The 26,165-nt window shown below is 35.4% G+C and carries 14 protein-coding genes; all 14 read right to left on the minus strand.

What is annotated here, in order from left to right; all coding sequences use genetic code 11:
* Positions 1–2,873 (minus strand): fibronectin type III domain-containing protein (locus tag B5X64_RS12530; protein ID WP_185120019.1); only part of this gene is annotated, 2,873 nt, incomplete at its 3' end.
* Between the two features lie 389 nt (positions 2,874–3,262).
* Complete coding sequence (locus B5X64_RS12540; protein WP_079465586.1) at positions 3,263–6,301, minus strand: reprolysin-like metallopeptidase; 3,039 nt, start codon at positions 6,299–6,301, stop codon at positions 3,263–3,265.
* Between the two features lie 143 nt (positions 6,302–6,444).
* Positions 6,445–9,429, minus strand: coding sequence for a reprolysin-like metallopeptidase (locus B5X64_RS12545; RefSeq protein ID WP_079465587.1), 2,985 nt, complete (start codon positions 9,427–9,429; stop codon positions 6,445–6,447).
* A gap of 114 nt (positions 9,430–9,543) precedes the next feature.
* On the minus strand, positions 9,544–12,456 hold the full coding sequence (locus B5X64_RS12550) for a reprolysin-like metallopeptidase (RefSeq protein ID WP_079465588.1): 2,913 nt from the start codon (positions 12,454–12,456) through the stop codon (positions 9,544–9,546).
* A 197-nt stretch (positions 12,457–12,653) separates the two neighbouring features.
* A complete protein-coding gene (locus B5X64_RS12555; RefSeq protein WP_079465589.1) occupies positions 12,654–13,319 on the minus strand; it encodes a DUF6048 family protein in 666 nt (221 codons plus the stop codon).
* A complete protein-coding gene (locus tag B5X64_RS12560; RefSeq protein WP_079465590.1) occupies positions 13,285–13,755 on the minus strand; it encodes a DUF6452 family protein in 471 nt (156 codons plus the stop codon). Before B5X64_RS12560 ends, B5X64_RS12555 begins: the two co-directional genes overlap by 35 nt.
* Before the next feature lie 10 nt (positions 13,756–13,765).
* The gene (locus B5X64_RS12565) at positions 13,766–16,246 is read right to left on the minus strand and encodes a zinc-dependent metalloprotease (protein ID WP_079465693.1); all 2,481 of its coding nucleotides are present in this window, start codon (positions 16,244–16,246) and stop codon (positions 13,766–13,768) included.
* 43 nt (positions 16,247–16,289) lie between these two features.
* Positions 16,290–17,696, minus strand: coding sequence for a 23S rRNA (uracil(1939)-C(5))-methyltransferase RlmD (rlmD, locus tag B5X64_RS12570; RefSeq protein ID WP_079465591.1), 1,407 nt, complete (start codon positions 17,694–17,696; stop codon positions 16,290–16,292).
* 166 nt (positions 17,697–17,862) lie between these two features.
* Positions 17,863–19,398 (minus strand): TlpA family protein disulfide reductase, encoded by a 1,536-nt coding sequence (locus B5X64_RS12575; RefSeq protein WP_079465592.1) that lies wholly within the window; start codon positions 19,396–19,398, stop codon positions 17,863–17,865.
* A 140-nt stretch (positions 19,399–19,538) separates the two neighbouring features.
* Positions 19,539–20,306, minus strand: coding sequence for a succinate dehydrogenase/fumarate reductase iron-sulfur subunit (locus tag B5X64_RS12580; RefSeq protein ID WP_074232040.1), 768 nt, complete (start codon positions 20,304–20,306; stop codon positions 19,539–19,541).
* Between the two features lie 24 nt (positions 20,307–20,330).
* Complete coding sequence (locus B5X64_RS12585; protein ID WP_079465593.1) at positions 20,331–22,343, minus strand: fumarate reductase/succinate dehydrogenase flavoprotein subunit; 2,013 nt, start codon at positions 22,341–22,343, stop codon at positions 20,331–20,333.
* 15 nt (positions 22,344–22,358) lie between these two features.
* On the minus strand, positions 22,359–23,021 hold the full coding sequence (locus B5X64_RS12590) for a succinate dehydrogenase cytochrome b subunit (RefSeq protein ID WP_066674590.1): 663 nt from the start codon (positions 23,019–23,021) through the stop codon (positions 22,359–22,361).
* Between the two features lie 145 nt (positions 23,022–23,166).
* Positions 23,167–24,942, minus strand: coding sequence for a ComEC/Rec2 family competence protein (locus B5X64_RS12595; protein ID WP_079465594.1), 1,776 nt, complete (start codon positions 24,940–24,942; stop codon positions 23,167–23,169).
* A 55-nt stretch (positions 24,943–24,997) separates the two neighbouring features.
* Positions 24,998–26,107 carry a lipid-A-disaccharide synthase gene (gene lpxB, locus B5X64_RS12600; RefSeq protein ID WP_079465595.1) on the minus strand — a complete coding sequence of 370 codons (1,110 nt, stop codon included), beginning with the start codon at positions 26,105–26,107 and terminating at the stop codon, positions 24,998–25,000.
* Between the last annotated feature and the right edge of the window lie 58 nt (positions 26,108–26,165).

Raw genomic sequence — 26,165 nt, forward strand, 5'->3', positions numbered from 1 at the left:
CAAGTTACTAAAGCAGATGTTGGAGTAATACTAGTCACTGTAACGTTTGGAGGAGTAGGATCACATTTGGTTTTAAATTCATTATGTGAGAATACCCCTGGGACATTATTACAAACCGCTGCTACTTCCACTTCATAATCAGTGAATGGTAACAGGTTTTGAGGGAAAGGATAGCCATTTGTAGCTGTAGTTACTGCCGCTACAGTAATAGGGCCAGTGGATGGCAACCAAGCACTTCCCGTACCTAAAGGTCTGTATCTTATCACATAAGAAGCTCCACCAATATCTTGTGGCCAAGTAAGGTTTGCCGCATTATGTGTAATAGAAGCAGGTACTACTGTTACTACAGGAGTCGCATTACTACAAACTCTTAATACAATATTATCAATTGCAATAGAAGGCTGAGTACCACCCCCACCATCATTTCTCCATTGGAATACTAAACGCATTACACTATTGGCGAAATTGGTTAGGTTTAAATTGCTATTAGAATAAGACTGCCAAGTTCCCTGAAGATTATACTGTCCTAAAGAAACCCTTCCCGCTCCTGCAGTAATTAACGTTCCTGGAGCTGGTAAATATGTAGATGGCACTAACCAAACTTCCAAATAATCGTATTTGTAAGTTGTTCCTTCTCCCTGACCTTTCCAATCAAAAGAGAATGAGGCAAGTGTAGTTCCAATTGGAATTTGAATATCTCTAAATGCATGTACAGTACTTGTTGTATGTGCATATCCATTTGTAACACCATTATCATTAGATATATATAATGATTGAGCAGGATTTCCAGTTACATTACCACGTACCCATTTATTAGCTTGTGTTCCGTTTAATAATCCTAAATCATTATTTGTGGTAAAGTTTTGAGTATAAGGAAGTGTTGCCGGAATCTGCGTTGTCATAATAGATACAACATCCGATAAATCACTCTGATCTGTCCCACTACATATCGCTTTAATCCAAATATAATAAGTAGTACTTGGATTTAGCCCTGGAATTGTATAGTTAGTAGCTGTACCTGCCACAAATGGTACTTGAGGTGCTCCCGGAGGAGTAGTTGTAGTACTATAATATATTTGATATCCATTTGCCGGCTGCGTTGTTGGTGGATTCCATGATACCGTAGCTGTATTTCCTGTGGCACTAACGGCTACAACCCCTAATGGCTCTATACAAGTAGGCGCAACTCTCACTCTGAAATCATCAACCCCTAAATACCAAGGAGCAAAAGTAGACGATGCATTTACGGCAAAATTATAGTTACCGGTAGTTGCAGGTGTATAGTATACTTTATACTGAGTATAGTTAGCTGTACCTTGTGTAGCAGTGATGAATGTTCCTAAATTCGTAGCTCCTGTAGAAGACTGAGACGAGTTTACCAAGACATTACCTGTGAATCCGATATTACTAGTATCTGTTCCTCCAGTATGATAATAGAATGAAAATTCGTAAGTAGTTCCAGCTGTTAATGTAAATCCAGGTGTCCATAATTGACTTGCTGTTGAATTACCATATTGTACTCTAACATAGTTCTGTGTCGATCTTGGTCCTGGAGATGAGTTAGATGCCGCTGCATTTGAAGAAGTCCACGCATTACTTCCAGTAACTTGTGCCCAACAAGGAGGAACAATTCCAGCACCTAGAGTCGACATTGCATCAAAGTTTTCTGTCCAAGGTAAAGGAGTCGTTGTACATAAAGTTCTAAAATTTCTTTCAGTACATGAAGCCGAAGCTCCACCAGTGTTGTAAGAATTTACCTTATAATAATACTGTGTATTATTAGCTAAAGGAGTAGGGAAAGTGTATAATGTTACATTTCCTAAATCTACATTATTTAATGTTTGTGTTCCACCTGCGGTAGTACCTACGGTCAATCTATACCCTGTAGCGCCAGTAACAGCAGCCCAAGTGATTGTTGGCGTAGTAGATACTCCCACCGCTCCAGCAGCTGGTGCCGATACAGCAGGACATGGAATAGTTTGAGTCGTAAAGTTTCTTACCGAACAAGTTGCAGAAGGATTAGTAGCGCTGTAAGAACTTATCGTATAATAATACTGAGTACTATATTGCAATCCTGCAGCAACTGGAAGTGTATACGTCGTAACGTTTCCAAGATCTTGATTGTTTACGATGTTGGTTCCTCCAGATGTAGTACCAACAGATAATCTATACCCCGTTGCGCCACTTACTGAGTTCCAAGTAAATGCAGGTGTTAAACTTACTCCTGTTGCCGCAGCTGCAGGAGCTGTCACCGTAGGACAAGCAGGAATAGGGCTTGGAGCCAAGCCTAAAAGTGTGGTAGCAGAGTTATACCCATTTCTTCCTCCAGCAGTTGGTGGAGAAGCAGGATTAGGAATAGTAGTATCACTTCTGTAATAGATTGATCTATTTGCTGCTGTATTGTAAACATACATAGCATCTGCAAATCCATTTGAGTCGTAATTAGGTGAATTTTCTCTTGCCGCAATTACTAAGTTATCTACGTTATTATAAGCAAAAGGTGTCGGGAAAGTAATTTCTACAACACCTGCGGTATTGGTTACTGTTCCGGTAAACACTTGAGTTAATCCCGTTACCGCTATCCAATCTGTATTAGAATCAAAGGTAGCTTTGTTAGTATGACCTAAATAAACAGTCCAACTCGAGGAATTAGTAAGTACTGATGATGGACTTAAGTAAAACTTAACACCAGTTATATTCCCAGCAGCGGCAGCATTTATTTCCGTTTTAGGAAAAATCTGCTGTACGTAGGAATATCCATAATAAGTACTAATAGGGGCGATTCCCGTAGTAGTACTTCCAACACCCAAATTAATCTGGGCATTTATACATGTGACTATAAATAATAGACACGAGAATAAAAATTTCTTCATAAATAGTAAATTAAGAATCTAATGAAGTATTAAAACGATTTTTAAGGCTATCAATGCGTTTTTCTGTAAAACCATTGAGTGTAATTATTTTCATAATCGAGTTTCCTGTGATAGGAAATAGATAAAATGACAATTTCTCAAACAGAATAGCATCAATGCTTTTTATAAAACTTAACGCTATTAAATCACGAAATTGTATTAAAAATGTAAAGAATTTCTTCATAGGCATTATTTATTAATTAAATACAAATCTAATCATTTTCTATAATTAAATTATAGATTAAACTTTTTTTTTTACAATTACTTCATCAAAATCAAGCTTATGATTTCAAAACAAAAAAAATCCTCAGGGTTTTCCTGAGGATTCATTAGTATTAAAAAAGAATTTATTATTTCTTGATAAATTTAGAATTGAAACTTTCTTTTCCTTTATCTTCAATAGATATTACATAAGCTCCTTTTATTAATGATGAAACATTAATTTTTCCGTTGCTAATATTTCCATTACCAACTAATTGACCAGCTGCACTGTAAATCTTATAAGTCGCTTTATCAGAAACTTTAGTAACATTTAAGAAATCAGTTGCTGGGTTAGGGTAAATCTGAATACCGTTATTCTTGACACCTGAATTCTCATTTGTTGACAATAAAGGATCTGGAGTCACTACTACGTTATAATCCTCAGTTTCTCCATAATTGAAATTGGTGCCACAAGCAAAATCTGAAGGTATAGGGAAACCATTATTTCCAGAGCCCGCAAAAATATACACTACTCTCATTCTCAACGGCTGGTTTTCTACAGCAGTAGAAGGTACTGTTACAGACGATGTATATTGAGTTGGAATAGTAGGAGATACTGGAGCATCTAATACTTTTTCAGAATCTTCAAATAGTCCGTTTCTGTTCCAGTCTATCCATACAGAAGCCGCATCATATTGATCCGCAGTTCCCACACCTACTGTTAAAGTATAAGGAGCAGCTCCTTTTGCTAAGTTAATTTGTAATGAGGGATTTGTAGTATAATTTGTATATGTAGAAGGTCCAGAAGGATTATTTATATTCGCCAATGAAACGCTTGAGATATGTTCATATAAAGCACTTCCTGTAGAAGAATCACAATAGGTAACTGTAGAAAAAGTAGTTACTGTAAAGTTTACAGATGCAGAAAATGTACCTGCAGTACCAGCACATACCGCAGCTACCTGCGCTTCATAGGTTCCAGCCGTTAAGCCACTAACATTGATTGCTGACCCTGATGTAGAAACTTCAGTCCAAGTAATATCGGTCGTTTTCTTATAACGTACTATATATGTAGTGCTAGTTCCTGAATAAGGAGTCCAATAGATTGAAGCCCCACTTAGTGAAGTAATTACGGTAAGACCAGAAGGTGCAGTAGTACTACAAGGTGATAATGTAGTAAGCGCAACACTTCCGATAGCATAGAATACGTTTCCTATAGAAGAAACTCTCACTTTAACATTACTTCCATTCAATGAAGTTGGGAATGTAAAGCTTTCAGAACCATCATTTGGTGTAGAAGCAGAAAGCACTGTCCAAGTAGTACCATTATCTGTTGTATAATCAATCTTAACATTTGCTACATTATAGGGTGCAGCGGTAGTATTGGCAACTGCCCATGAAATTGATGTTGGAGAACCGCTCGCCTCTGCTATCGTAGTGGTCACCTTAAATGGACCATTATCTCCTACAATAATTGTCTGTTCTGCAAACTGAGTTTGCTGTTGAAGAGGATCTGGGTTATTATCTCTTACCGTAACACTAAACTTAGTTGTTCTTGCTACTTTGGAAACAGACTCCCATTGATTATTAGTATTGTCTAAAACACCATTTAATACAGAAGTAAGCTTGGGAAAATACCTTGTAGGATTTGTAGTTGGTGTTAAAGATCTAAAAGATGCACCCGTTGAGGTATTACCTAAATTATTTTTATCTATTGCAACGCTAGCAGGATCCATTTCCTCCCACGTATATGTCAGAGGATCATTCTCCGGGTCTGTAGCCGAAGCCGAAAGTACAAATGCCGTACCTTTAGGAATATTGAAGGTTGGTAAAGCCGCAATTACTGGAGCATTATTGGTAACTGTAGTTTCTACATCACATGTTTTACTAATAAGGTTTGCCTGAACCTGTTTAATATTGACTGCATGAAAATAAGCATCCGAATTTTGCTGAATATCAGTAAGTGGTCCTCCCGTAATACCAGCATACCCCATAATGGTAGATCCGGAGCCAGGTTCCATTTGTGCTCCCCCCCCTTGTATCTCATGAGAAAAAGAGTGGGTTGCGCTTAGTTGGTGCCCCATTTCATGAGCAACGAAATCTATATCAAAAGTATCTCCTGATGGGGGTGCCGAAGGACTAGGATTTATACTACCAGTAAGAGGAGACGTAATCGCAGCTCCTTTTCCCAATGGTACTGCTGTGGTAGGATTCACACATATACATCCTATACAACCGGCGTTTCCTCCTCCTCCTGATGCACCAAATAAGTGTCCGATATCGTAGTTAGCATTTCCTGCAGCATTAGTTATTGCTGTTTGAAGAGACTGATTCCAGCTACTAGGTGGTTGATATGCATTTGTTACAGTTGCATAAGGATCCGTAGTAGGATCTAGATAAATTAATTGTGGATAATTCTGAAGATTTAAATGCAATGCAAAATCTTTTTCAAATACAAAGTTTACCCTGGTTAAAGTTGCATTTATCTGAGTAAGTGCTCCCGCTACTGTACCACCAAAAAATTGGCTATACTCTCCTGTAACAGACATTACCAATCGCATCGTTCGGTATTTTTTGTCTGATAACTTTGAAAAATTTGTTGGTTGATTGTAAAATGACTTACCTTGCTGATACAACTGTTCCATCTGCTGTTTTGCCTGTGCGCTCTCTTCACTAGAACATACAAAACCTTCTTTACCTTTAATCGTTTTTAAATGAACAGCGTAGACAGTTTTATCAGCATTTTGCGCATCTATAAATTCATAAGTTCCGCTCTTCATAATCATCGACTGGAAATCATTAGGAGCTAAGGAAAATCTTAGAGATTTTGAGGGATCATCAACTCCCACACCTACATAAGATCCTAACTGATATTGATCAGCCAATTCCTTTACAACTACAGGAAAACTATAGACAGCAAACCTTTCTATTTTTCCATTTGAAGTAGGCAATAATATTTCAACCGGTTTTGCATTGGCTCCAGTCTCTTGCGCATCCTTAAGTTGAGATTGCAATAAATCTAAATCTAATTTATAGTAATCTCCATCTCTAATAGATGTCGATTTCACTACAAATTCTGACCCCTTTTTTTTAGGCTCTACATTTTTAGAGGAAGTTGGTGTCCATTGTGCAAACACCACACCCCCTCCTACTAGAGTAACCATTAAGGTAGTAATGAGTTTTTTCATATACTTGAATTATTTTTAATACCCAAATATACTTGTTTTCATCCATTTATTACAAAAAAAGCCAAACATTAATACCAATACTATAAACAAAAAAAAATCCCCAGGGTTTTCCTGAGGATTCTTTAGTATTAAAAAAGAATTTATTATTTCTTGATAAATTTAGAATTGAAACTTTCTTTTCCTTTATCTTCAATAGATATTACATAAGCTCCTTTTATTAATGATGAAACATTAATTTTTCCGTTGTTAATATTTCCATTACCAACTAACTGACCAGCTGCACTATAAATCTTATAAGTAGCTTTGTCAGAAACTTTAGTAACATTTAGGAAATCAGTTGCTGGATTAGGGTAAATCTGAATACCGTTATTTTTAACACCTGTTTCAGAAGTACTTAGGTTAGAAGCAGTAACAACAACATTGTAGTCTTCAACCTCTCCATGCGTAAAGTTTGTACCACAAGTTAAAGATGCATCAATAGAAGCTCCAGCAGATCCTTGTCCTGCATAGATCAATATTACTCTCATTCTAAGAATTTGGTTTTCAACGGCAGTTGAAGGAACTGTAATTGACCCAGTAAAAGTAGATCCAACGGCTGTAGGGAAATTGTAAGCTTTTTCGTTATCTGTAAATACTCCGTCACGATTGTAGTCAATAAATACGGCAACGGCATTATATTGATTCAATGTGGATTTTATTGAAATAGGATAAGGAGTTCCTTTTACCAAATTTACTTGCAACGCCGGGTTAGTCGTAAAGTTTGTGTACGGCGCAGCATTCGAATTGTTGTTAATATTAGCTAAAGTAACATTAGAAATAGATATTGATGTACCTGTAAGCGTTGAGGCATCACAATAGGTTAATTCTGCCTTAGTTGTAAAGTTTACAGAAGCTGAATAAGTACCCGTATTACCAGAACAAACAACTGCTACCTGAACTTCGTAAATAACCTGCTCATTTAAACCAGCCAACACAGCATATGGTGAAGTGGAAGTTGTTTGTTGCCAAGTTGTATCTGATACTTTTTTATATCTAATAATATAAGTTGCTCCTGTTACTGGTGCCCAGCTAACTGTTGCACCACTTGCTGTTATATTACTTACTACTACACCGGTAGGTGCTGCTGCTGAACATGGCGCAAATTGTGAAACTGATATAGAATTTACCGCATAGAAAACATTTCCTATAGAAGAAATTCTTAATTTGATTGTCTGACCGCTCAATGAAGCTGGAAAAGTAAAGTTTTCAGTTCCGTCATTCGGAGTTGAAGCAAATAATACTGTCCAAGTAGTTCCATTATCAGTTGTATAATCAATTTTAACATTCTCTACGTTGTATGGAGCTGCTGTAGTACCCGCTGCATCCCATTCAATTGCTGTAGGAGCAGAAGTATTTGCATATTGAGTAAACACTCTAAACGGACCTACGTCACCAACGACAATTGTTTGCTCTGCAAACTGAGTTTGTTGCTGTGCAGGATCAGGATTATTATCTCTTACGGTTACTGCAAATTTTGTAGTTCGAGCAACTTTTGATACAGATTCCCATCCATTATTTGTATTATCTAAAACTCCATTTAATACAGAAGCTAATTTTGGAAAATATCTTGTAGGATTAGTTGTTGGCGTAAAAGATCTAAATGAAGCACCTGTAATAGTAGAACCTAAGTTTGTACTATTAGTGGTAACACTTGCATTATCTACCTGCTCCCAAGTATAAGTCAAAGGATCATTTTCAGCATCAGTAGCTGAAGCCGTTAAAACAAAAGCAGTTCCTTTTGGTATATTGTAAGTTGGTAACGCTGTGATAACAGGAGGACTATTATTTACTGTAGTTTCTACATCACATGTTTTATTAATAAGATTTGTTTGAACCTGAGTAATACTTGCTTTATGGAAGTAAGCATTTGAGTTTGGTTGCACATCAGTAGCCGGTCCACCAGTAATACCAGCATACCCCATAATTGTAGATCCTGATCCTGGCTCCACATTTACTCCTGAACCCTCTAGAGCATGTGAGAAAGTATGATTAGCTCCTAGTTGATGACCAATTTCGTGTGCTACGTAATCAATATCAAAGCTATCACCAGATGGGTTTCCATTTGCTGGAGATGTATATCCTGATCCTTTTTGCTTAGAAAGAGATGTTGCAGCAACTCCGGTTGGGTTAATACATACACAACCAATACAGCCTGCATTTCCACCACCTCCTGAATCTCCGAACAGATGTCCGATATCATAGTTAGCACTTCCAACATTTACACTTAATGTCTGTTGAAGTTGTACATTCCAACCAGTTGCGCTGGCTGTATTAGCAGGATCTGTTCCAACTGCAGGATCTGAATAAGGATCGGTTGCTCCGTTTAAATAAATAACATTAGGGAAATTTTGCAAATTCAAATGTAATGCAAAATCTTTCTCAAAAACACCGTTTACTCTTGTTAAAGTAGCATTAATTTGAGCTAAAGCTCCAGCAACTGTACCTCCAAATTTCTGAGAGTATTCACCTGTTACAGAAACAGCCAATCTCATTGTACGGTACTTTTTATCAGACATTTTAGAAAAATCTGTTGGCTGATTAGTAAATGAATTACCAACTTTTGACATTTCTTCTATATCTTTAATCGCTCCAAACCCTTCATCAGTAGAACAGACAAAGCTTTTACCTTTTGTATTAATCGTTTTTGGATGAACTCCATAAATGGTTTTAGCTGAATCTTGCGCATCAATAAATTCAAGCTCTCCATTATTAATTATCATAGACTGGAAGTCATTTGGAGCAACAGAAAATCTCAGATACTTTGATGGATCATCAATACCGACACCTACATAAGAACCTAATTCATACTTATCTGCCAATTCTTTCACCACTACAGGAAAGCTATAAACAGCAAATCTTTCAATTTTACCACTAAGTGTAGGAAGTGATATTTCAACAAATTTTGAATTCCCACCCATTTCTTGAGCGTTTTTAAGCTTCTGCTGAAGCTGGGCAAGATCCAATTTGTAGTAACTTTTAAATTCTGTAATTTTCTTACTAGAATTTCTTTGCGGTTGAGCTGGTGTCCATTGCCCAAAAGCAAAGGTTCCCATCAAACCGCAAAATAAAGCAGTAACGAGTTTTTTCATATAATTGAATTATTTTTAATTGCCAAATATACTTGTTTTCATTTATTTATCATAAAAAAAAATAAAAATCCTCAGGGTTTTCCTGAGGATTCATTAGTATTAAAAAAGAATTTATTATTTCTTGATAAATTTAGAATTGAAACTTTCTTTTCCTTTATCTTCAATAGATATTACATAAGCTCCTTTGATTAATGATGAAACATTAATTTTTCCATTGCTAATATTTCCATTACCTACTAACTGACCAGCTGCACTATAAATCTTATAAGTAGCTTTATCAGAAACTTTAGTAACATTTAGGAAATCAGTTGCTGGATTAGGGTAAATCTGAATACCGTTATTTTTGATATTATTATCAACTGTAGAAAGGTTAGTTTCAGTTGCTACAACAAAATAATCTTCTGCTTCACCATAACTTAATCCTCCACAAGGTCCAGTTAAAGATCCTCCTGCATTTGGTGCACCACCGTATAAAAGAACAACTCTCATTCTCATAGGTTGTCCAGTAATAGCTGACTGAGGAACAGTAAATGACCCCGTTACCGGACCAGTAATTAAAGCTACTGGGAAATTAAATACTCTTTCAGAACTTTCAAATACTCCATTTTTATTATAATCAATCCAAGCAGCTACAGTATCATAATCAGGGTTTGCAACCGTAACAGACATTTGATTTGAAACTCCTTTAACCACATTAATCTGAAGTAGAGGGTTGGTAGTATAATCTGAATAAGCAGTTCCCACAGAAGTATTATTTACATTAGCTACTGTTACATTTGAAATATATTCATATGCAAAATTATTAGATTGTGTTACACAATAAGTCAATAAAATTGTGTTAAAATAAACAGATGTAGAATAAGCACCAGGAACACCATTACAAACTGTAGAAACCTGCACTTCGTAATCTGTATTTTCTGCTAAATTATTTAAAGTAATAAATGCATTATTTAAACTTACTTCAGTCCAAACAGTTGAACTAGGCTTTCTGTATCTGAAGTTGTAAGTTGCATTTACTATTGGAGTCCAAGAAACATAAGCCGAAGAAGCTGTTGTATTTGACACTACAATATTAGTTGGCGCAGCCCCTGTACAAGTTGCAAAAGGAGTAATCATTACAGATCTTACTGCATAAAATACATTTCCAATTGATGAAACTCTTACTTTTACAGTCTGCCCGTTAAGAGCAGCTGGGAAGCTTATGTTCTCAGTACCATCATTTGCAGTAGAAGCAAACAAAACATTCCAAGTTGTTCCGTTATCTGTTGTATAGTCAATTTTTACATTTGCAACGCTATAAGGAGCAGCCGTAGTATTAGCAACATCCCATTCTAATGCAGATGGAGCATTACTATTTATATAATTTGTTAAAACTTTAAATGGTCCATCATTACCAACAACAATTGTCTGTTCTGCAGATTGTGTTTGTTGTTGTTGAGGATCTGGATTATTATCTCTTACAGTAACCGAGAATTTCGTAGTTCTTGCTACTTGAGAAACAGACTCCCATTGATTAGTAGAGTTATCTAGTACACCAGCTAACACAGATGTTAATTTAGGGAAATATCTAGTTGGGCTTGTTGTTGGGGTAAAAGATCTAAAGGTAGCCCCCGAAGTTGTAGTACCAAGGTTAGCCTTATTGATGGTTACAGTTGCATTATTCACTTGCTCCCACATGTAAGTAATAGGATCATTTTCAGGATCTGTAGCAGATGCTGTTAAAACAAATGCTGTTCCTTTAGGAATACTATACGTAGGTAAATCTGCAATTACTGGCGGATTATTGTTCATAGAAACTTCTGTATCACAAGTTTTAGCAGCTAAATTATTTTGTACTTGAACAATACTAACCTTATGAAAGAATGGATCAGAATTAGGCTGAACATCTGTATCAGGTCCGGTAATTCCAGCATACCCCATAATTGTAGATCCAGAACCTGGCTCCACATTTACACCAGCTCCTTCTAAAGCATGAGCAAAAGTGTGGTTCCCTCCTAACTGGTGCCCCATTTCGTGAGCAACAAAATCAATATCAAAACTATTACCTATCGGGCTTGTACTCTGGGTAAAAGCAGATCCTTTACCTAATGAGGTATTATTTGCCGGAGCTAAACATACACATCCTATACAACCTGCATTTCCATTGTTTCCTGCAGCATTGAATACATGTCCAATATCATAATTTGCACTACCTACAACTGAAGTCAGCGTTTGCTGAAGTTGTAAATTCAAATTATTAGTATAAGGATCTGGCGATCCTGCAATGTAAATTAATTGCGGATAGTTCAGTACATTCAAGTGTAAAGCAAAATCTTTTTCAAAAACACCATTTACGGTAGTCATTGTTGCATTAATAGCAGATAAAGCAGTTGCTAATGTACCTCCATGAAAAGTAGTGTATTCTGGAGTTGTAGAAATCGCCAATCTCATAGTTCTATATTTTCTATCAGAACTTTTTGAGAAGTCAGTTGGCTGATTGGTGAAAGACTGTCCTCCTTTAATCATTTCATTGATTTGATCAATTGACTTTGGTCCTTCAGTTGTACTACATACAAAACTTTTACCTCCCGTATTGATTGTTTTAGGAGTTACTCCGTACAAAGTTTTAGATGCGTTCTGAGGTTCAATAAATTCATAGGTGCCGTTATTAATTACCATAGATTGGAAGTTCGTTGGCGACACAGAAAATCTAATATATTTTCCTGGGTCAGTAATTCCTACCCCTACATACGATCCTAATTGATACTGTTCTGCAAGCTCTTTAGCCATTACCGGGAAGCTATAAACAGCAAATTTTTCAATTTTCCCGTTAAGAGATGGAATCGAAATTTCAACAGGTTTAGCATTACCTCCCATTAGCTTTGCATCTTTAAGCTGGGATTGAATTTTTGCTAAATCCAATTTATAGTAATTTCTTACTTGAGCTTCCCCAAGTTTAGTTCCTCTTTCTGCAGTCGTAGGCGTCCACTGCGCAAGTACAGATCCTCCTATAAAACTACAAAATAAAGCAGTAATGAGTTTTTTCATATAATTGAATTATTTTTAATTGCCAAATATAATAGTTTTTAGCATATATATATTTAGTATAATGACATTTTTTTTATTAAAATCACAATCACATTTGTTAGAATTATTAATAATGGAAAAACTCCAGAAAAATCTGGAGTTTTTTTAGTATCTAAATAATTCGAAAATTTATAATCAGTGAGTTTTAGCTCTTTCTATTAAAACTTATACGCTATATTCCATGCAAAGCCCATATTAAACTTATTGGAGCTTTTTCCAAAACCGGGAACAATCATCGGAACGACGTCGTCTTGTTTAGAAGTAACCATCAGATAACGTGGTTGCATGCTGACATCGATATAAAAATTAGATGTAAACAACTGTACTCTTCCGCCTAAATTTCCTTCAAGCCAGAAAGATGACTGTGAAGAAGAAGAAGGCATTGAAACGTAAGAGCTGTTTCCTGCAAAACCACGCACCGGAATCTTCATATATTCCTGAGTGTAAAATGACCCGCCTATTTTTCCGCCTCCATAAAAACCGTTGAAATCATTTTCAGGGTCTCTTGCCAACATGTAAAAGGCTCCGATTTTTATGAAGGGACCGCTTGCTTTAGCATCATAACCGTTATTTTGGTAAATATTTTTATCAAAACCTGCCTCTATAATTCCGTGAAGATTATCTTTTACTTTAGATGAAATAAATCCCTGAAAAAACTGTCTATCTGAGAAAAATGAAGCTCCGGCATTCAAAATATCAACCCCTACAATAAAATTGGGTTCATATTTCCATTTTGGTTTATCAGCTTCTTCTGTTTCCTGTGCAGAAAAAATCAGCAAACCGAAAACACTAAAAATTAAAGAATAAATTAGTCTTGTCTTCATTTTCTATAAAATTTTGCCCTTGTTCTACACTTTTCAATGAGTTCGGAGCTGATAATACTGAATTTACATTTTCGTAATTTTTCTTGACACCACATGCCGGAGAAACGTAAATAGCTTTGGTCGTGTAATTGACTCTTACTCTTGTAGAATCTTCTGAATCGAGTGTCTTTACATAGATATCAGTATAAGGAGATTCATCTACACGTAATGGAACAAAGATAGAATCAACTTGTGAAAAAGTTCCCAAGGTTACAATTTTTGAACCGTAATCTACAAAAACTTTTATTTTATCAATCTTTGTGATCTGATTGCCTTTTTTAAATGCAATTTTCATCCGTGGTGTACCCTCACCACTATCGCAGATATCATCATCACTTCCACATGAAATGACCGATGACAATGCAAGAATGAATATGATAAATTTAAAATATTTCATATTTAAATCTTTATTTTGGATCTAAGGCTTTCTCGATACGGAAAACCAAATCTTCATTATGATATTTATTGACCAAATCATTAGAAGTATTTTTTGCTAAAAGATCTTTTTTAATGGTATTTAAATTTCCTCTTACGATAGCAGAAACATCAGATTTATCAGAATTTTTATTATCAATCAATCTTATTAGAGTGTCTACATAATTTCTCTGAAGATTTCTTCCGTAAATGTCTGCGTTATCTTTTTTAATAATTGAACTATTTAAATCTGAAAAAAGCTCAACCAATGGATAAGAATTTTGGTCAACCGCTTCAGACTGATAAAGACTCTGAAGTACCATCGGACTTAAAACTCTTCCCAAAACAACATTTTGAATTTCTTCAACTGTTTTTACCGGAGCTTTACCTGTCTTCTCAAAAATATCTTTCTTAAGCAACCATTGCGGAGTGATGAAAACATTTTCATTTAAAAACTTCATCGCCTCCTTTTGATCTTTTTTGGCAACAACTTCATAAACCGCACCAGACTGTTCTGCCGTTTTCGGAGTTTCCATTTGTCCACCGATGTATTTTGAAACGTGACCTAAATATCTTTTAAATTGAGTCGTCACCTGATCGTACATCATGTCAAGATTTTTGTAATCTTCGTTTGGTGTTTTCGTCCATTGATCTAAGTTATCAACAATTCTTTGAAGATTTTTGATCCCATAAGTACTTGCAATCATCGCATTATCACCAACTTGCTCACTTTGAGATCTTGGATCTAATGGGTTGGTTTCTGTACCAAACCAAAGTCTTTCGTTTTTAAGATTTTTAATTACCCATTGATTCAGATATTGTTTTTCTGCATCCGGAGTTTTAAACTGATTAAATCTTTTATAGCCCCATTCAATTGCCCAATCGTCGTAATCACCGATTCTAGGGAAAATTCCTGCATCACCAATTTTATCTTCCGGTTGTGCAACATAATTAAATCTTGCATAATCCATAATAGAAGGAGTGTGACCGTTTTTCTCTAGCCACTTTTTATCTCTCAACTTTTCAACAGGAACGGTAGAACTTGAACCATAATTATGTCTCAAACCTAAAGTATGCCCAACTTCGTGAGAAGATACAAAACGGATAAGTTCACCCATCAGTTTCTCATCAAACTCCATTTTTCTTGCTCTTTCATCATTTGGAGCAGCCTGTACAAAATACCAGTTTCTTAACAACAACATTACATTATGATACCAATTGATGTGACTTTCTAAAATCTCACCCGTTCTAGGATCGGCGATTGAAGGCCCTGAAGCATTAGGTACATCTGAAGGTTTATAAACGATTGCTGAAAATCTTGCATCTTCCAAACTCCACTCTGGATCAACTTTAGGATCCGGAACTTTTGCTACGATTGCATTCTTAAATCCGGCTTTTTCAAAAGCTTTTTGCCAATCATTAACTCCCTGCATTAAGTAAGGAACCCATTTTTTCGGAGTTGCAGGATCGATGTAGAATACAATCGGTTTTGCCGGTTCTACCAATTCACCTTTATTATATTTTTCTAAATCCTGAGGTTTTGGCTCAAGACGCCATCTTTTTACTAATGAGATCCTTTTTACCCCTTGAGGATCTAAATCGAAATCGGTATACCCTACTGTAAAATATCCAACTCTAGGATCAAAATATCTTGCCTGCATTTTATTTTCAGGAAGAAGTACGAACGAAGAATTAATTTCCACCGTATAATTTCCACTGATTTTTGGTGCAGGTCTTCCCGGAATTGCCGGAGTTACAGGCGCTCCTAAAGTTCTTGCAAAAGTTTTAGTGGTATTGATTTCAATATTGCTTGGGAAAGATTTCACAAAATTCACAAACGACATATCTTTCTGGAAAGTCCCGACTCTGTAAGAATCTTTAGACCAAACGGAAAAAGAAGTCAGCTCGTTATCAGAATTCAAAACATCTGTAACTTCAATTACAGAAGAGTTATTCTTTACTCCGTAAGCTTTTACATCAAAAGATTTAATGATAGACTGCACATTATTTCTAGTCACCGAATTATACATCTGCGAGGTAGAATCTTTGGCATAATCTACGTGAGAAATCGAACGCAACAAAATTTTATCTTTCGGACCTTTCTCAAAAGCGATTACCTGCTGCCCAATTTGATCACCGGCATAACCGGAAGTTCCGGAACGCATTCCTGCAGCCGCTTTTGTTAACCTTGTCACCAAAAGAAATTCCTTTTTCAGCATGGCGTCCGGAATTTCAAAATAATATTTGTCGTCTACTTTATGAACCGTAAAAACTCCCTGATCTGAAACCGCTTTATCGGTAATGATTTCTTTAAATGGTTTGATCAGACTTTTCTTTTTATCATCTTTCTTTACTACGGCAGTATCTTTTTTTACAGTTGCAGTAGAATCATTCTCTTTTTCCTGAGAAAATAAATTCTGCTGGGTAAAAAATAATGCACCCACTAAGAAAACAGCTTTACAGTTCTTTATCATATTCATTAAACTTTTGATTTTTGTATTTTCAAATTTAAATAAATTATTTCTTTATTAATAACGCAATATTTTCAACATGATGTGTTTGCGGGAACATATCAACCGGTAAAATTTTCACCAAAGCATAATGCTCTTTCATTAAAGCTAAATCTCTAGCCTGCGTTGCAGAATTACAACTTACATACACTACTTTTTCAGGAGCTAATTTTAAGATCTGCTCTACTACTTTCTGGTGCATTCCGTCTCTTGGTGGGTCGGTAATCAATACATCCGCTTTTGGATGGTTTTCTAAGAACTCATCATTAAACACATTTTTCATATCACCACAATAGAAAGTCGTATTGGTTAAACCATTTAATTCAGCGTGTTCAATTGCAGCATCAATGGCTTCCTGTACAGACTCAATACCAATTACATGCTTTGCATTTCTTGCAACATACTGAGCAATAGTTCCGGTTCCTGTATATAGATCATAAACCACTTCATCACCTTTTAAATCAGCAAACTCAAGGGTTTTTCTGTATAATTCTAAAGCCTGTTTATAATTGGTCTGGAAGAAAGATTTCGGGCCAATTTTAAATTTCAAGCCGTCCATTTCTTCCATTAAGAATCCGTCTCCGAAGTAAATATTAACATTTAAATCGTAGATTGAATCATTTTGTTTAGGATTGATGGCATACACCAATGTTTTTATCTGTGGGAATTGCTCCAACAAGAAATCAAAAAGCTGCGTACGGTTTTCTTTTTCTTCTCTGTAAAGCTGGAATAAAACCATCCATTCTCCTTTTGAGTTTTGTCTCATCATCAAAGTTCTCAAGAAACCTTTCTGACTTTTCACATCAAAAAAGTCTAAACCTTTATTCTCAGCGAATTTCTTTACAGCTAAACGAATCGCATTCGATGGATCTTCCTGAAGGAAACATTCTTTTAGATCTAAAATTTTACTCCACATTCCCGGAATATGGAATCCTAGCGCATCTCTGCTTCCAAAATTTTCTTCAGAACTGATCTCGTACTGGCTTAACCATCTTGCATTAGAGAAAGAAAATTCCATTTTATTTCTGTAGAAATACTGTTCTTCTGCACCCAAAATCGGAACGGTTTCAAAATCATCGATTCCACCAATTCTTTTGATATTATTGTAAACTTCTTCTTGTTTAAAATCAAGCTGCTTTTCGTAGCTCATATTCTGCCATTTGCAACCGCCACAAGTTCCGAAATGAATACACTTCGGCTCCACTCTGAATGGTGATCTTTCAACAATTTCTTTTACTTCAGCCTCAAAATATTTTGATTTTGATTTTTTTACTCTTGCATTAACCACATCTCCAGGAATCGCTCCGGAAACCAAAACAGTTTTCCCTTCTTCAGTCTTTCCTATCGCAACTCCTTTTGCACCCGCTGCAAAAAGTTTTATATTCTCAAGAATTACGTCTTTCTTCTTTCTCATATCAATTCAAGTATGATGAATATAGCTTTCTACCCTACACTTCATCTATTTTCTATTTTTTCTAATAATTTAACGTGAAACCTTTCAGTTTCAATTTTGTCTGCAAAAATACAATAAAAAAAAACCTTATCCGAAGACAAGGTTTTTTATATTCTGTTTAAGCTAATTATTTCGCTTCAACCGGAACTTTCTCAACCTGAGGAGCCGCTTGTTGCTGTAAAGCTGAAGGATCAATCTGCAATTGAGCTGCAGGATCTACTTTTGGAGCTGAAAGACCTGTTTGCTTATCTAAAATTGTAATCAAATCTTGATCACCTAGATTTACGAAAGATCTGCTTGCTACTTTACCATTTTTATCAACTACGATGAAGCTTGGTAATTTGAAACCGTATACACCATATTTTTTAGCAATATCAGAGTTTAAACCTCCGTCACCGTAAACATTAGTTCCAGAAATTCCTTTTAGTAAAGCGTTGCTTGTTTTAGTAAACTGATCTTTAGTATCATCAAGGTTTACGAAAACGAAATTCATTTTAGACTTATAGAAATTTACTACTTCTTTTAAAACAGGAACTGTACCTTCAGCAATATAAGGATTCCAAGATGCGTAGAATACTAACATGTATGGTTTTCCTTTGTTTTCACTTAATTTATAAGCTGAACCATCTTGTTTTACCAAAGCAGCTTCCGGAGCATCATCACCAATTTTGAATCCGCTGATTACGAAAAGCATTTTCTTCAAATCAGCTTTAATGGTAGCGTCTTTAATATCTTCTTCGATAATCTTTTTGATTTTATCTGTCGTAGCGGCAGGAGTTTGTGGATGTACGTCAGACTGAGCCATTACAAAAGCCAATAAATAATCTTTCTCTATTTGAGAAACTTCTTTTTTACCTTTCAAGAATTCATTGAATAATTCTGAAGTTGTAATATCTGTTTTTCCTTGCGCTTTTGCCTGAGCAAATGTTTGAAAATCTGTACTCATCTTTGTTAAAAGATACTGTCTGTAAAACGGACTTGTTTTGATCATGGTATCTTTATTCTCCTGAAGCTTGGTTTCGTAATCAGTGAATACTTTTGCCAGCTTGAATGAAGGATTGTTACCAGACATTTGCTTTTTGGTCATTTCATAATTTACCAATAAATTAAGAATAGCTGTTTTAGCATCTATTTTTTTCCATTCTACCACTTCTTTTCCAGGGTTGAATTTCTTTACATTTTCTTCGATGTTTTTATTGATATCAGCTTCAATTTTCTGCATTGCCTTTACATACGCAGCCTCATCACTTGCAGTCAACTGCTGAATATTCAACGTCTGACCGTAAGTTGTTAAGAATTTCTGGCAAGCTTGAAAAAAGTCGTTATCACTTTTTGCATCTCCTGTAACTACATATTCGTTCGGGAAACTAGCAGAATTACCTGAAATATTAAGTTTCTGACCTCCCTTAAGGAAAATAAGATTCTGTTTTCCGGCATAATTAATCACATACATTCCGTTTTTTGGAGCTTCAAAAGTTCCTGTAAAGTTTCCGTCTTTATCGATACCAAAGTTAGCCAATGGTAATGTAGCAACACCGGAAGCTTCTACAAACTCAATTCTCTCTAATGGAGAACTGCCTGCGATTTTTCCTTTTACTTCAACTTTTTTTGAACAAGACATTACAAATATTGCAATGACAAACAACAAAAGATATTTTTTCATTTTTGATTTTAAATAATTTAGCAAAAATAAGTTTTTCAAATATACTAAATGCAATATTTGAAGGTAATTTATGAAAGATTTAACTAAAAAAAATCGTCTCCACAACGGAAGACGATTTTTATAATTTATTTTAAAACAGATTATCCTCTGTCTGCATAAGCAGCCATGTATTCTCTGTTCATTCTTGCGATATTTTCAAGAGAAATTCCTTTAGGACACTCTACTTCACAAGCTCCTGTATTTGAACAGTTACCGAAACCTTCTTCGTCCATAGCTTTCACCATGTTTAGAACTCTACGTTTCGCTTCTACTCTACCTTGAGGTAACAATGCGTACTGAGAAACTTTAGCTCCAACGAATAGCATTGCAGAACCATTTTTACAAGTTGCAACACAAGCTCCACAACCGATACAAGCTGCAGCATCCATTGCTTTGTCTGCATCTTCTTTAGGAACCGGAATTGCATTTGCATCCAAAGTATTTCCTGAAGTGTTTACAGAGATAAATCCACCTGCAGCCATTACTCTGTCGAATGCACTTCTGTCTACCATTAAGTCTTTGATAACAGGGAACGCAGCACTTCTCCACGGTTCGATAACGATAGTTTCACCGTCTTTGAACATTCTCATGTGAAGCTGACATGTTGTAATACCCGTATCCGGACCGTGAGCTCTACCATTGATGTAAAGAGAACACATACCGCAGATTCCTTCACGACAGTCGTGGTCAAAAGCGATAGGTTCTTTTCCTTCGTTGATAAGGTTCTCGTTCAGAATGTCTAACATCTCCAAGAATGAAGAATCTGTAGAAACATCTGATATTTTATAGGTCTCAAACTGACCTTTAGTTTTTGTATTTTTTTGTCTCCAAATTTTCAGCGTAAGATGAAGGCCTTTTTTTGCACTCATAATTATTTATTTATAGGTTGGAGATTATTTGTAACTTCTCGCTTTAACTTCGATGTTCTCATAGATAAGGTCTTCTTTGTGTAGAACTTCTTGTTTGATATCATCACCCTGATATTCCCAAGCTCCTACATATTTGAAGTTAACATCATCTCTTTCTGCTTCACCTTCCGGAGTCGCATGATCTTCTCTGAAATGTCCTCCACAAGATTCGTTTCTGTGTAATGCATCGATAGCCATTAATTGACCTAATTCGATAAAATCGGCAACTCTGAATGCTTTTTCAAGCTCGGTGTTCATTCCTTCAGTTTCACCCATTACTTTTACATCTTTCCAGAAGTTCTTTTTCACTTCGTCAATTTCTACGATAGCTTCTCTCAAACCTTCAGGAGTTCTTCCCATCCCCACTTTATTCCACATAATGTGTCCTAATTGTTTATGGAAATAATCTACTGAGTGTGTTCCTTTATTATTAACAAAGAAGTTTACTTTGTCTTTAATTTCTTTTTCAGCTGCGTCAAATTCAGCAGAGTTAGTAGGAATTTCTCCCGTTCTGATGTCTGCAGAAAGATAATCTGCAATTGTGTAAGGAAGAACGAAATATCCGTCTGCCAAACCTTGCATCAAAGCAGAGGCTCCTAATCTGTTTGCACCGTGGTCTGAGAAGTTTGCTTCCCCAACAACGAAACATCCAGGAATTGTAGATTGTAAGTTATAATCAACCCAAACACCACCCATTGTGTAGTGTACAGCAGGATAGATCTTCATTGGAGTTTTGTAAGGATCATCTGCAGTAATCTTTTCGTACATTACGAATAAGTTACCATATTTTTCCTCAATCCAAGCTTTTCCTAAATCATAGATTTGTTGCTCTGTAGGATTGTGAATATGTTTTTCGATAGCAGATTCTTTACCTTTTTTCATAATCTCTGTAGAGAAATCCAGGTAAACACCTTCTTTAGTTTCATTATTTTCGATTCCGAAACCAGCATCACATCTTTCTTTACCTGCTCTAGACGCAACGTCACGAGGAACCAGGTTTCCGAATGCAGGATATCTTCTTTCTAAATAGTAATCTCTATCTTCTTCTTTAATATTTTCAGGTCTCAATTTACCTTCTCTGATGGCAACTGAATCTTCAATTTTCTTAGGAACCCAAATTCTTCCGGAGTTTCTAAGTGATTCAGACATCAAAGTCAGTTTAGACTGCTGTGTTCCGTGAACCGGAATACAAGTTGGGTGAATCTGTACATAACAAGGGTTTGCGAAGTAAGCTCCTTTTTTGTGGATTTTCCAAGCTGCAGAAACGTTAGAACCCATTGCGTTAGTAGAAAGGAAATATACGTTTCCGTAACCTCCTGAAGCAATTACCACTGCGTGAGCTGAGTGTCTTTCGATTTCACCTGTTACCAGGTTTCTTGCAATAATTCCTCTTGCTTTTCCGTCTACGATTACCAATTCAAGCATTTCGTGACGGTTGTACATTTTTACTCTTCCTTTTCCGATTTGACGGCTTAATGAAGAATATGCACCTAATAATAACTGTTGACCAGTTTGTCCTTTTGCGTAGAAAGTTCTTTTAACCTGAACTCCACCAAATGAACGGTTATCTAATTGTCCGCCGTAATCTCTACCGAATGGAACCCCTTGAGATACACACTGGTCGATAATATTTGCAGAAACTTCAGCTAATCTGTAAACGTTTGCCTCTCTTGCTCTGTAGTCACCACCTTTAATGGTATCGTAGAACAATCTGTAAGTAGAGTCACCATCACCTTGATAGTTTTTAGCAGCGTTGATACCACCTTGTGCAGCAATAGAGTGTGCTCTTCTTGGTGAATCTTGGTAGCAGAATGCTTTTACATTATATCCTTGCTCAGCCAAAGTAGCTGCAGCAGAACCTCCTGCCAAACCTGTACCTACAACAATAATATCAATCTTATCTCTGTTGTTTGGTGCAACAAGGTTCATATGGTCTTTATGATTTTTCCACTTATCCTTTAAAGGACCTCCTGGAATTTTCGAATCTAATTTACTCATATTAGTATATTGATATTATTGAGTTACGTAATGAAAAATTGCAATAAAAATAAAACCTGCAGGAATAAGGATTGAATACCAGTTTCCGAAAGCTTTAATAACAGGAGTGTATTTCTGGTGTCTAGCTCCGATCGACTGGAAAGAAGACTGGAAACCGTGTGCCAAATGCAGACCTAATAATCCGAAAGCAACAACATAAAGAGCCACTCTCCAAAGGTCGTGAAACTTGTGGTGAAGCTCTGCCCAATATCTTGTCTCATCTGGTGTATTTGCCTGAATGTACTTGTAGTTCATTTCAGGAAAATAAAAATCATAAAAATGCAATACCAAGAAAGCTAAGATCACAGCTCCGGAAATAATCATATTTCTAGACATCCATGTAGAATTAGCCGCTCCGTTGTTGTTCGCATATTTAATCGGACGAGCCTTGTTGTTCTTAATCTCAAGAACGAACCCCATTGCAAAATGGAAAATCACTGCAAACATCAAAATCGGCTGCATCAGATACTGCACCGCCGGATTGTATCCCATAAAATGAGAAGCCTCATTAAAAACATCTTCGCTAAAAACGGATGTCATGTTGGTAGATAGATGCATCACTAAGAATATCAGCAAAAACATTGCTGAAAGTGCCATAGCATATTTTCTACCTATTGTAGAACTTGTTAAACCTGCCATATTAAGTTTAAATTTGAATTTCCACAAAATTAGGAAATGTTAACAATACTAAAAAGTGAGAAATCTCACTATTAGACAGTTTGTAATCTTTCTAAATAAGATTCATAAGTATATTAAATACAAGAAAAAGCATTAAAATTTGAGATTACTTTAATTCATAAATTTTACCTTCAAACTTTACCATTTTAGCCGAAGCCGGAAAATTTTTGATTTCTAAATTTTTTATCCTCCGTGAAGAAACATAGGGATTGATAATATACTGTTGAATTTTATTTTTATCATCCGAAGAATTCATCCAAAAAATTGCCTTATTTCCTTTTTTCATGGAAATAATATTTTCTTTTTTATAATGATGTACTAAAAACTCATCTTTCTGGTTTTCAATAAGATTAAAAGAAATTCTGATAACTAAAAATACGGTAATGGCTAAAACTATATTTGAAATATTTCTGAAACTGAGTTTATCAAGCATAAATTTTAGGAAATAAACAATCCCAAACAGGAGAAAAACCTCAGCTAAATTTAAAGGAATATTTTCAAAGAAAACGGCATCGAAATCAGCAAACCAATGAATTACATTCAGCAAAATCTTAATAATAAAATCGTAACACCAATTAATTATTTCAAAATCTAAATTAAAACCAATCAGCGCAGTCATTAAAAAAGAAAAGATAATGATAAGCTCCGAAAACGGAACAATTATAAAGTTCGCAATAATTGAAATCAATGAAAACTGATGAAAATAGTACAAAACTAGAGGCAATGTCGCCAATTGTGCTGCAATAGAAATAGAAATTGTATTATAAATCAGTTTTTTGAAAAAATTATCCTGTCTCGGAAGGTATTTTAAAATCGGTTGATTCAACCAATAAATCCCCAACACAGCCAGAAAACTCAACTGAAAACCTACATCAAAAATTTGCTGCGTATCAATCATTAAAATAATAAATGCCGAAAGTGCCATTGAATGGAGCAGATCTGGTTTTCTTTGAAGCAATAAGTAAATAAAATATACAGAAATCATGATGCAAGACCGCACCACAGAATTTCCAAATCCAATGAAAATGGCAAAAATCCAGATGAATAGTAAACTGATAATGATGGCATATTTTTTCAGGCGAACAGATGCAAACCTCATCATCAGGAAATAAAACATCCCGAAAATCACGACGATATGCGTTCCTGAAATAGCAAGAAAATGCACCAAACCGGAACGGTTAAAATCCTGAACGGTTTCAGCATCAATTTCTGTGCGGTCTGCCAAAATTATTCCTTTTAAAAATTCGCGACTTCGCAAAGACATTTCAGAATTGCTAATTTCCTGCAATGTTTCAAGACGTTTTTGCCTGATCTTTTCTGTAAAACTCAAATCGCTTCTTGCAGCAGACGAGATTTCTCCGTTAATATAACATTGATAGGAAATATTTTTTCGCTTTAAATATTTTGAATAATCAAACTGAAAATCGTGTTCCGGTGATTTTGGTTGAACCAGATAGGCTTTTGCTTTATAATAATGATTAAAATCTAATTCTTTCTGATTTTTTACAACATTTACAATCGCTTGAAAAGACCGATTATCAACCTCAGCTAAAACCTCGTACTTTCTATATTTTTCGTTTGAATTTAATTTTTTTGAAACTTTAAAAATGATGGTTTCATTGGTTTTTACATCAATCTTTTGAAGATTCAAATTATTATAAAAATGAAAAGAAATTCCTAATCCGAAAAAGAAAATCATCAAAAGGAAATTTCTGATTTTAAATAGAATCTGGTTTTTCAGAAAAAATAATCCGAAAATAATGACAGAAAAAAGTAGAATTAAAATGATGGAATTTTGCTCAAGAATGAATTTATCCTGAAAGAAAATTCCAAGAATAAAACAGAGTACAACAATCAAAAGAGGTTGCTTGTTCAAAATCATTTGTGTTTGAACAAACTAAGTTAGAAAATTTTAGAATACCGGAATAGATTTATTTCTATTTTTTGAGATTCAAAATAATATCAGCTGCATTTTCACTTGCACCTTTTCCGCCCAATTTTTCTCTGAGTAATTTAAAATCTTGAAGCATTTCACTTCTTTTTTCACCATCAATAATGAAATTTAATTCTTTAACAAGATTTTTAGTATTGAGTTCACTTTGAATTAATTCTTTCACCACTTCCCGATCCATAATCAGATTTACCAAAGAAATATATTTGATGTTTTTCACCAATCTTTTGGCAATAGCGTAAGAAATTTTGCTTCCGCGATAACAAACCACTTCTGGAATATTCAGCAAAGCAGTTTCCAACGTTGCCGTTCCTGAAGTAACCAAAGCTGCTTTTGAACATCTCAGCAAATCATAAGTTTTGTTGGATACGAAATGTACATTTTCATCAACATATTTTTGATAAAACTCCTTTTCAAGACTTGGTGCTCCCGCAATCACAAACTGATAATTCTCAAAATGAGGACGAACAGAAAGCATGATTTCCAACATTTTTTCCACCTCCTGTTTTCTGGAACCTGGCAAAAGTGCAATGATTTCTTTTTCATTTAAACCATTTTCAGTTTTAAAATCATCAACAGAAATATCCTGAAGTGTAGAAATTGCATCCAACAAAGGATGTCCTACAAAGTGAGATTTTACATCATGCTTGTGATAAAAATCTTCCTCGAAAGGCAAGATCACCATCATTTCATCAACATATTTTTTAATGATTTCAACACGACCTTCTTTCCAAGCCCAAAGTTGAGGAGAAATATAGTAGACTACTTTTATGCCCAATTCTTTTGCAAATTTTGCGATTCGCAAATTGAAGCCGGGATAATCAACCAAAATCAAAACATCCGGCTGATTATTTTTAATATCTTCTTTGCAGATTTTAATATTATTTAAAATCGTTCTCAAGTTCATCGCAACTTCCAAAAAGCCCATAAAAGCTAAATCTCGATAGTGCTTCACCAAAGTACCGCCTTGTTTCTGCATCAAATCTCCACCCCAAAATCTGAATTCTGCGTTAGGATCTTTTTCCTTTAAAGCTTTCATTAAATTGCTTCCGTGCAAATCTCCGGATGCTTCACCTGCGATGATATAATATTTCATAAATGACAATTGATAAGCGATGAATGATTTTATCTATTGAAATGACATTTAATCTCAA

It is taken from the genome of Chryseobacterium balustinum (assembly GCF_900168205.1).
GTDB classification, from domain to species: domain Bacteria; phylum Bacteroidota; class Bacteroidia; order Flavobacteriales; family Weeksellaceae; genus Chryseobacterium; species Chryseobacterium balustinum.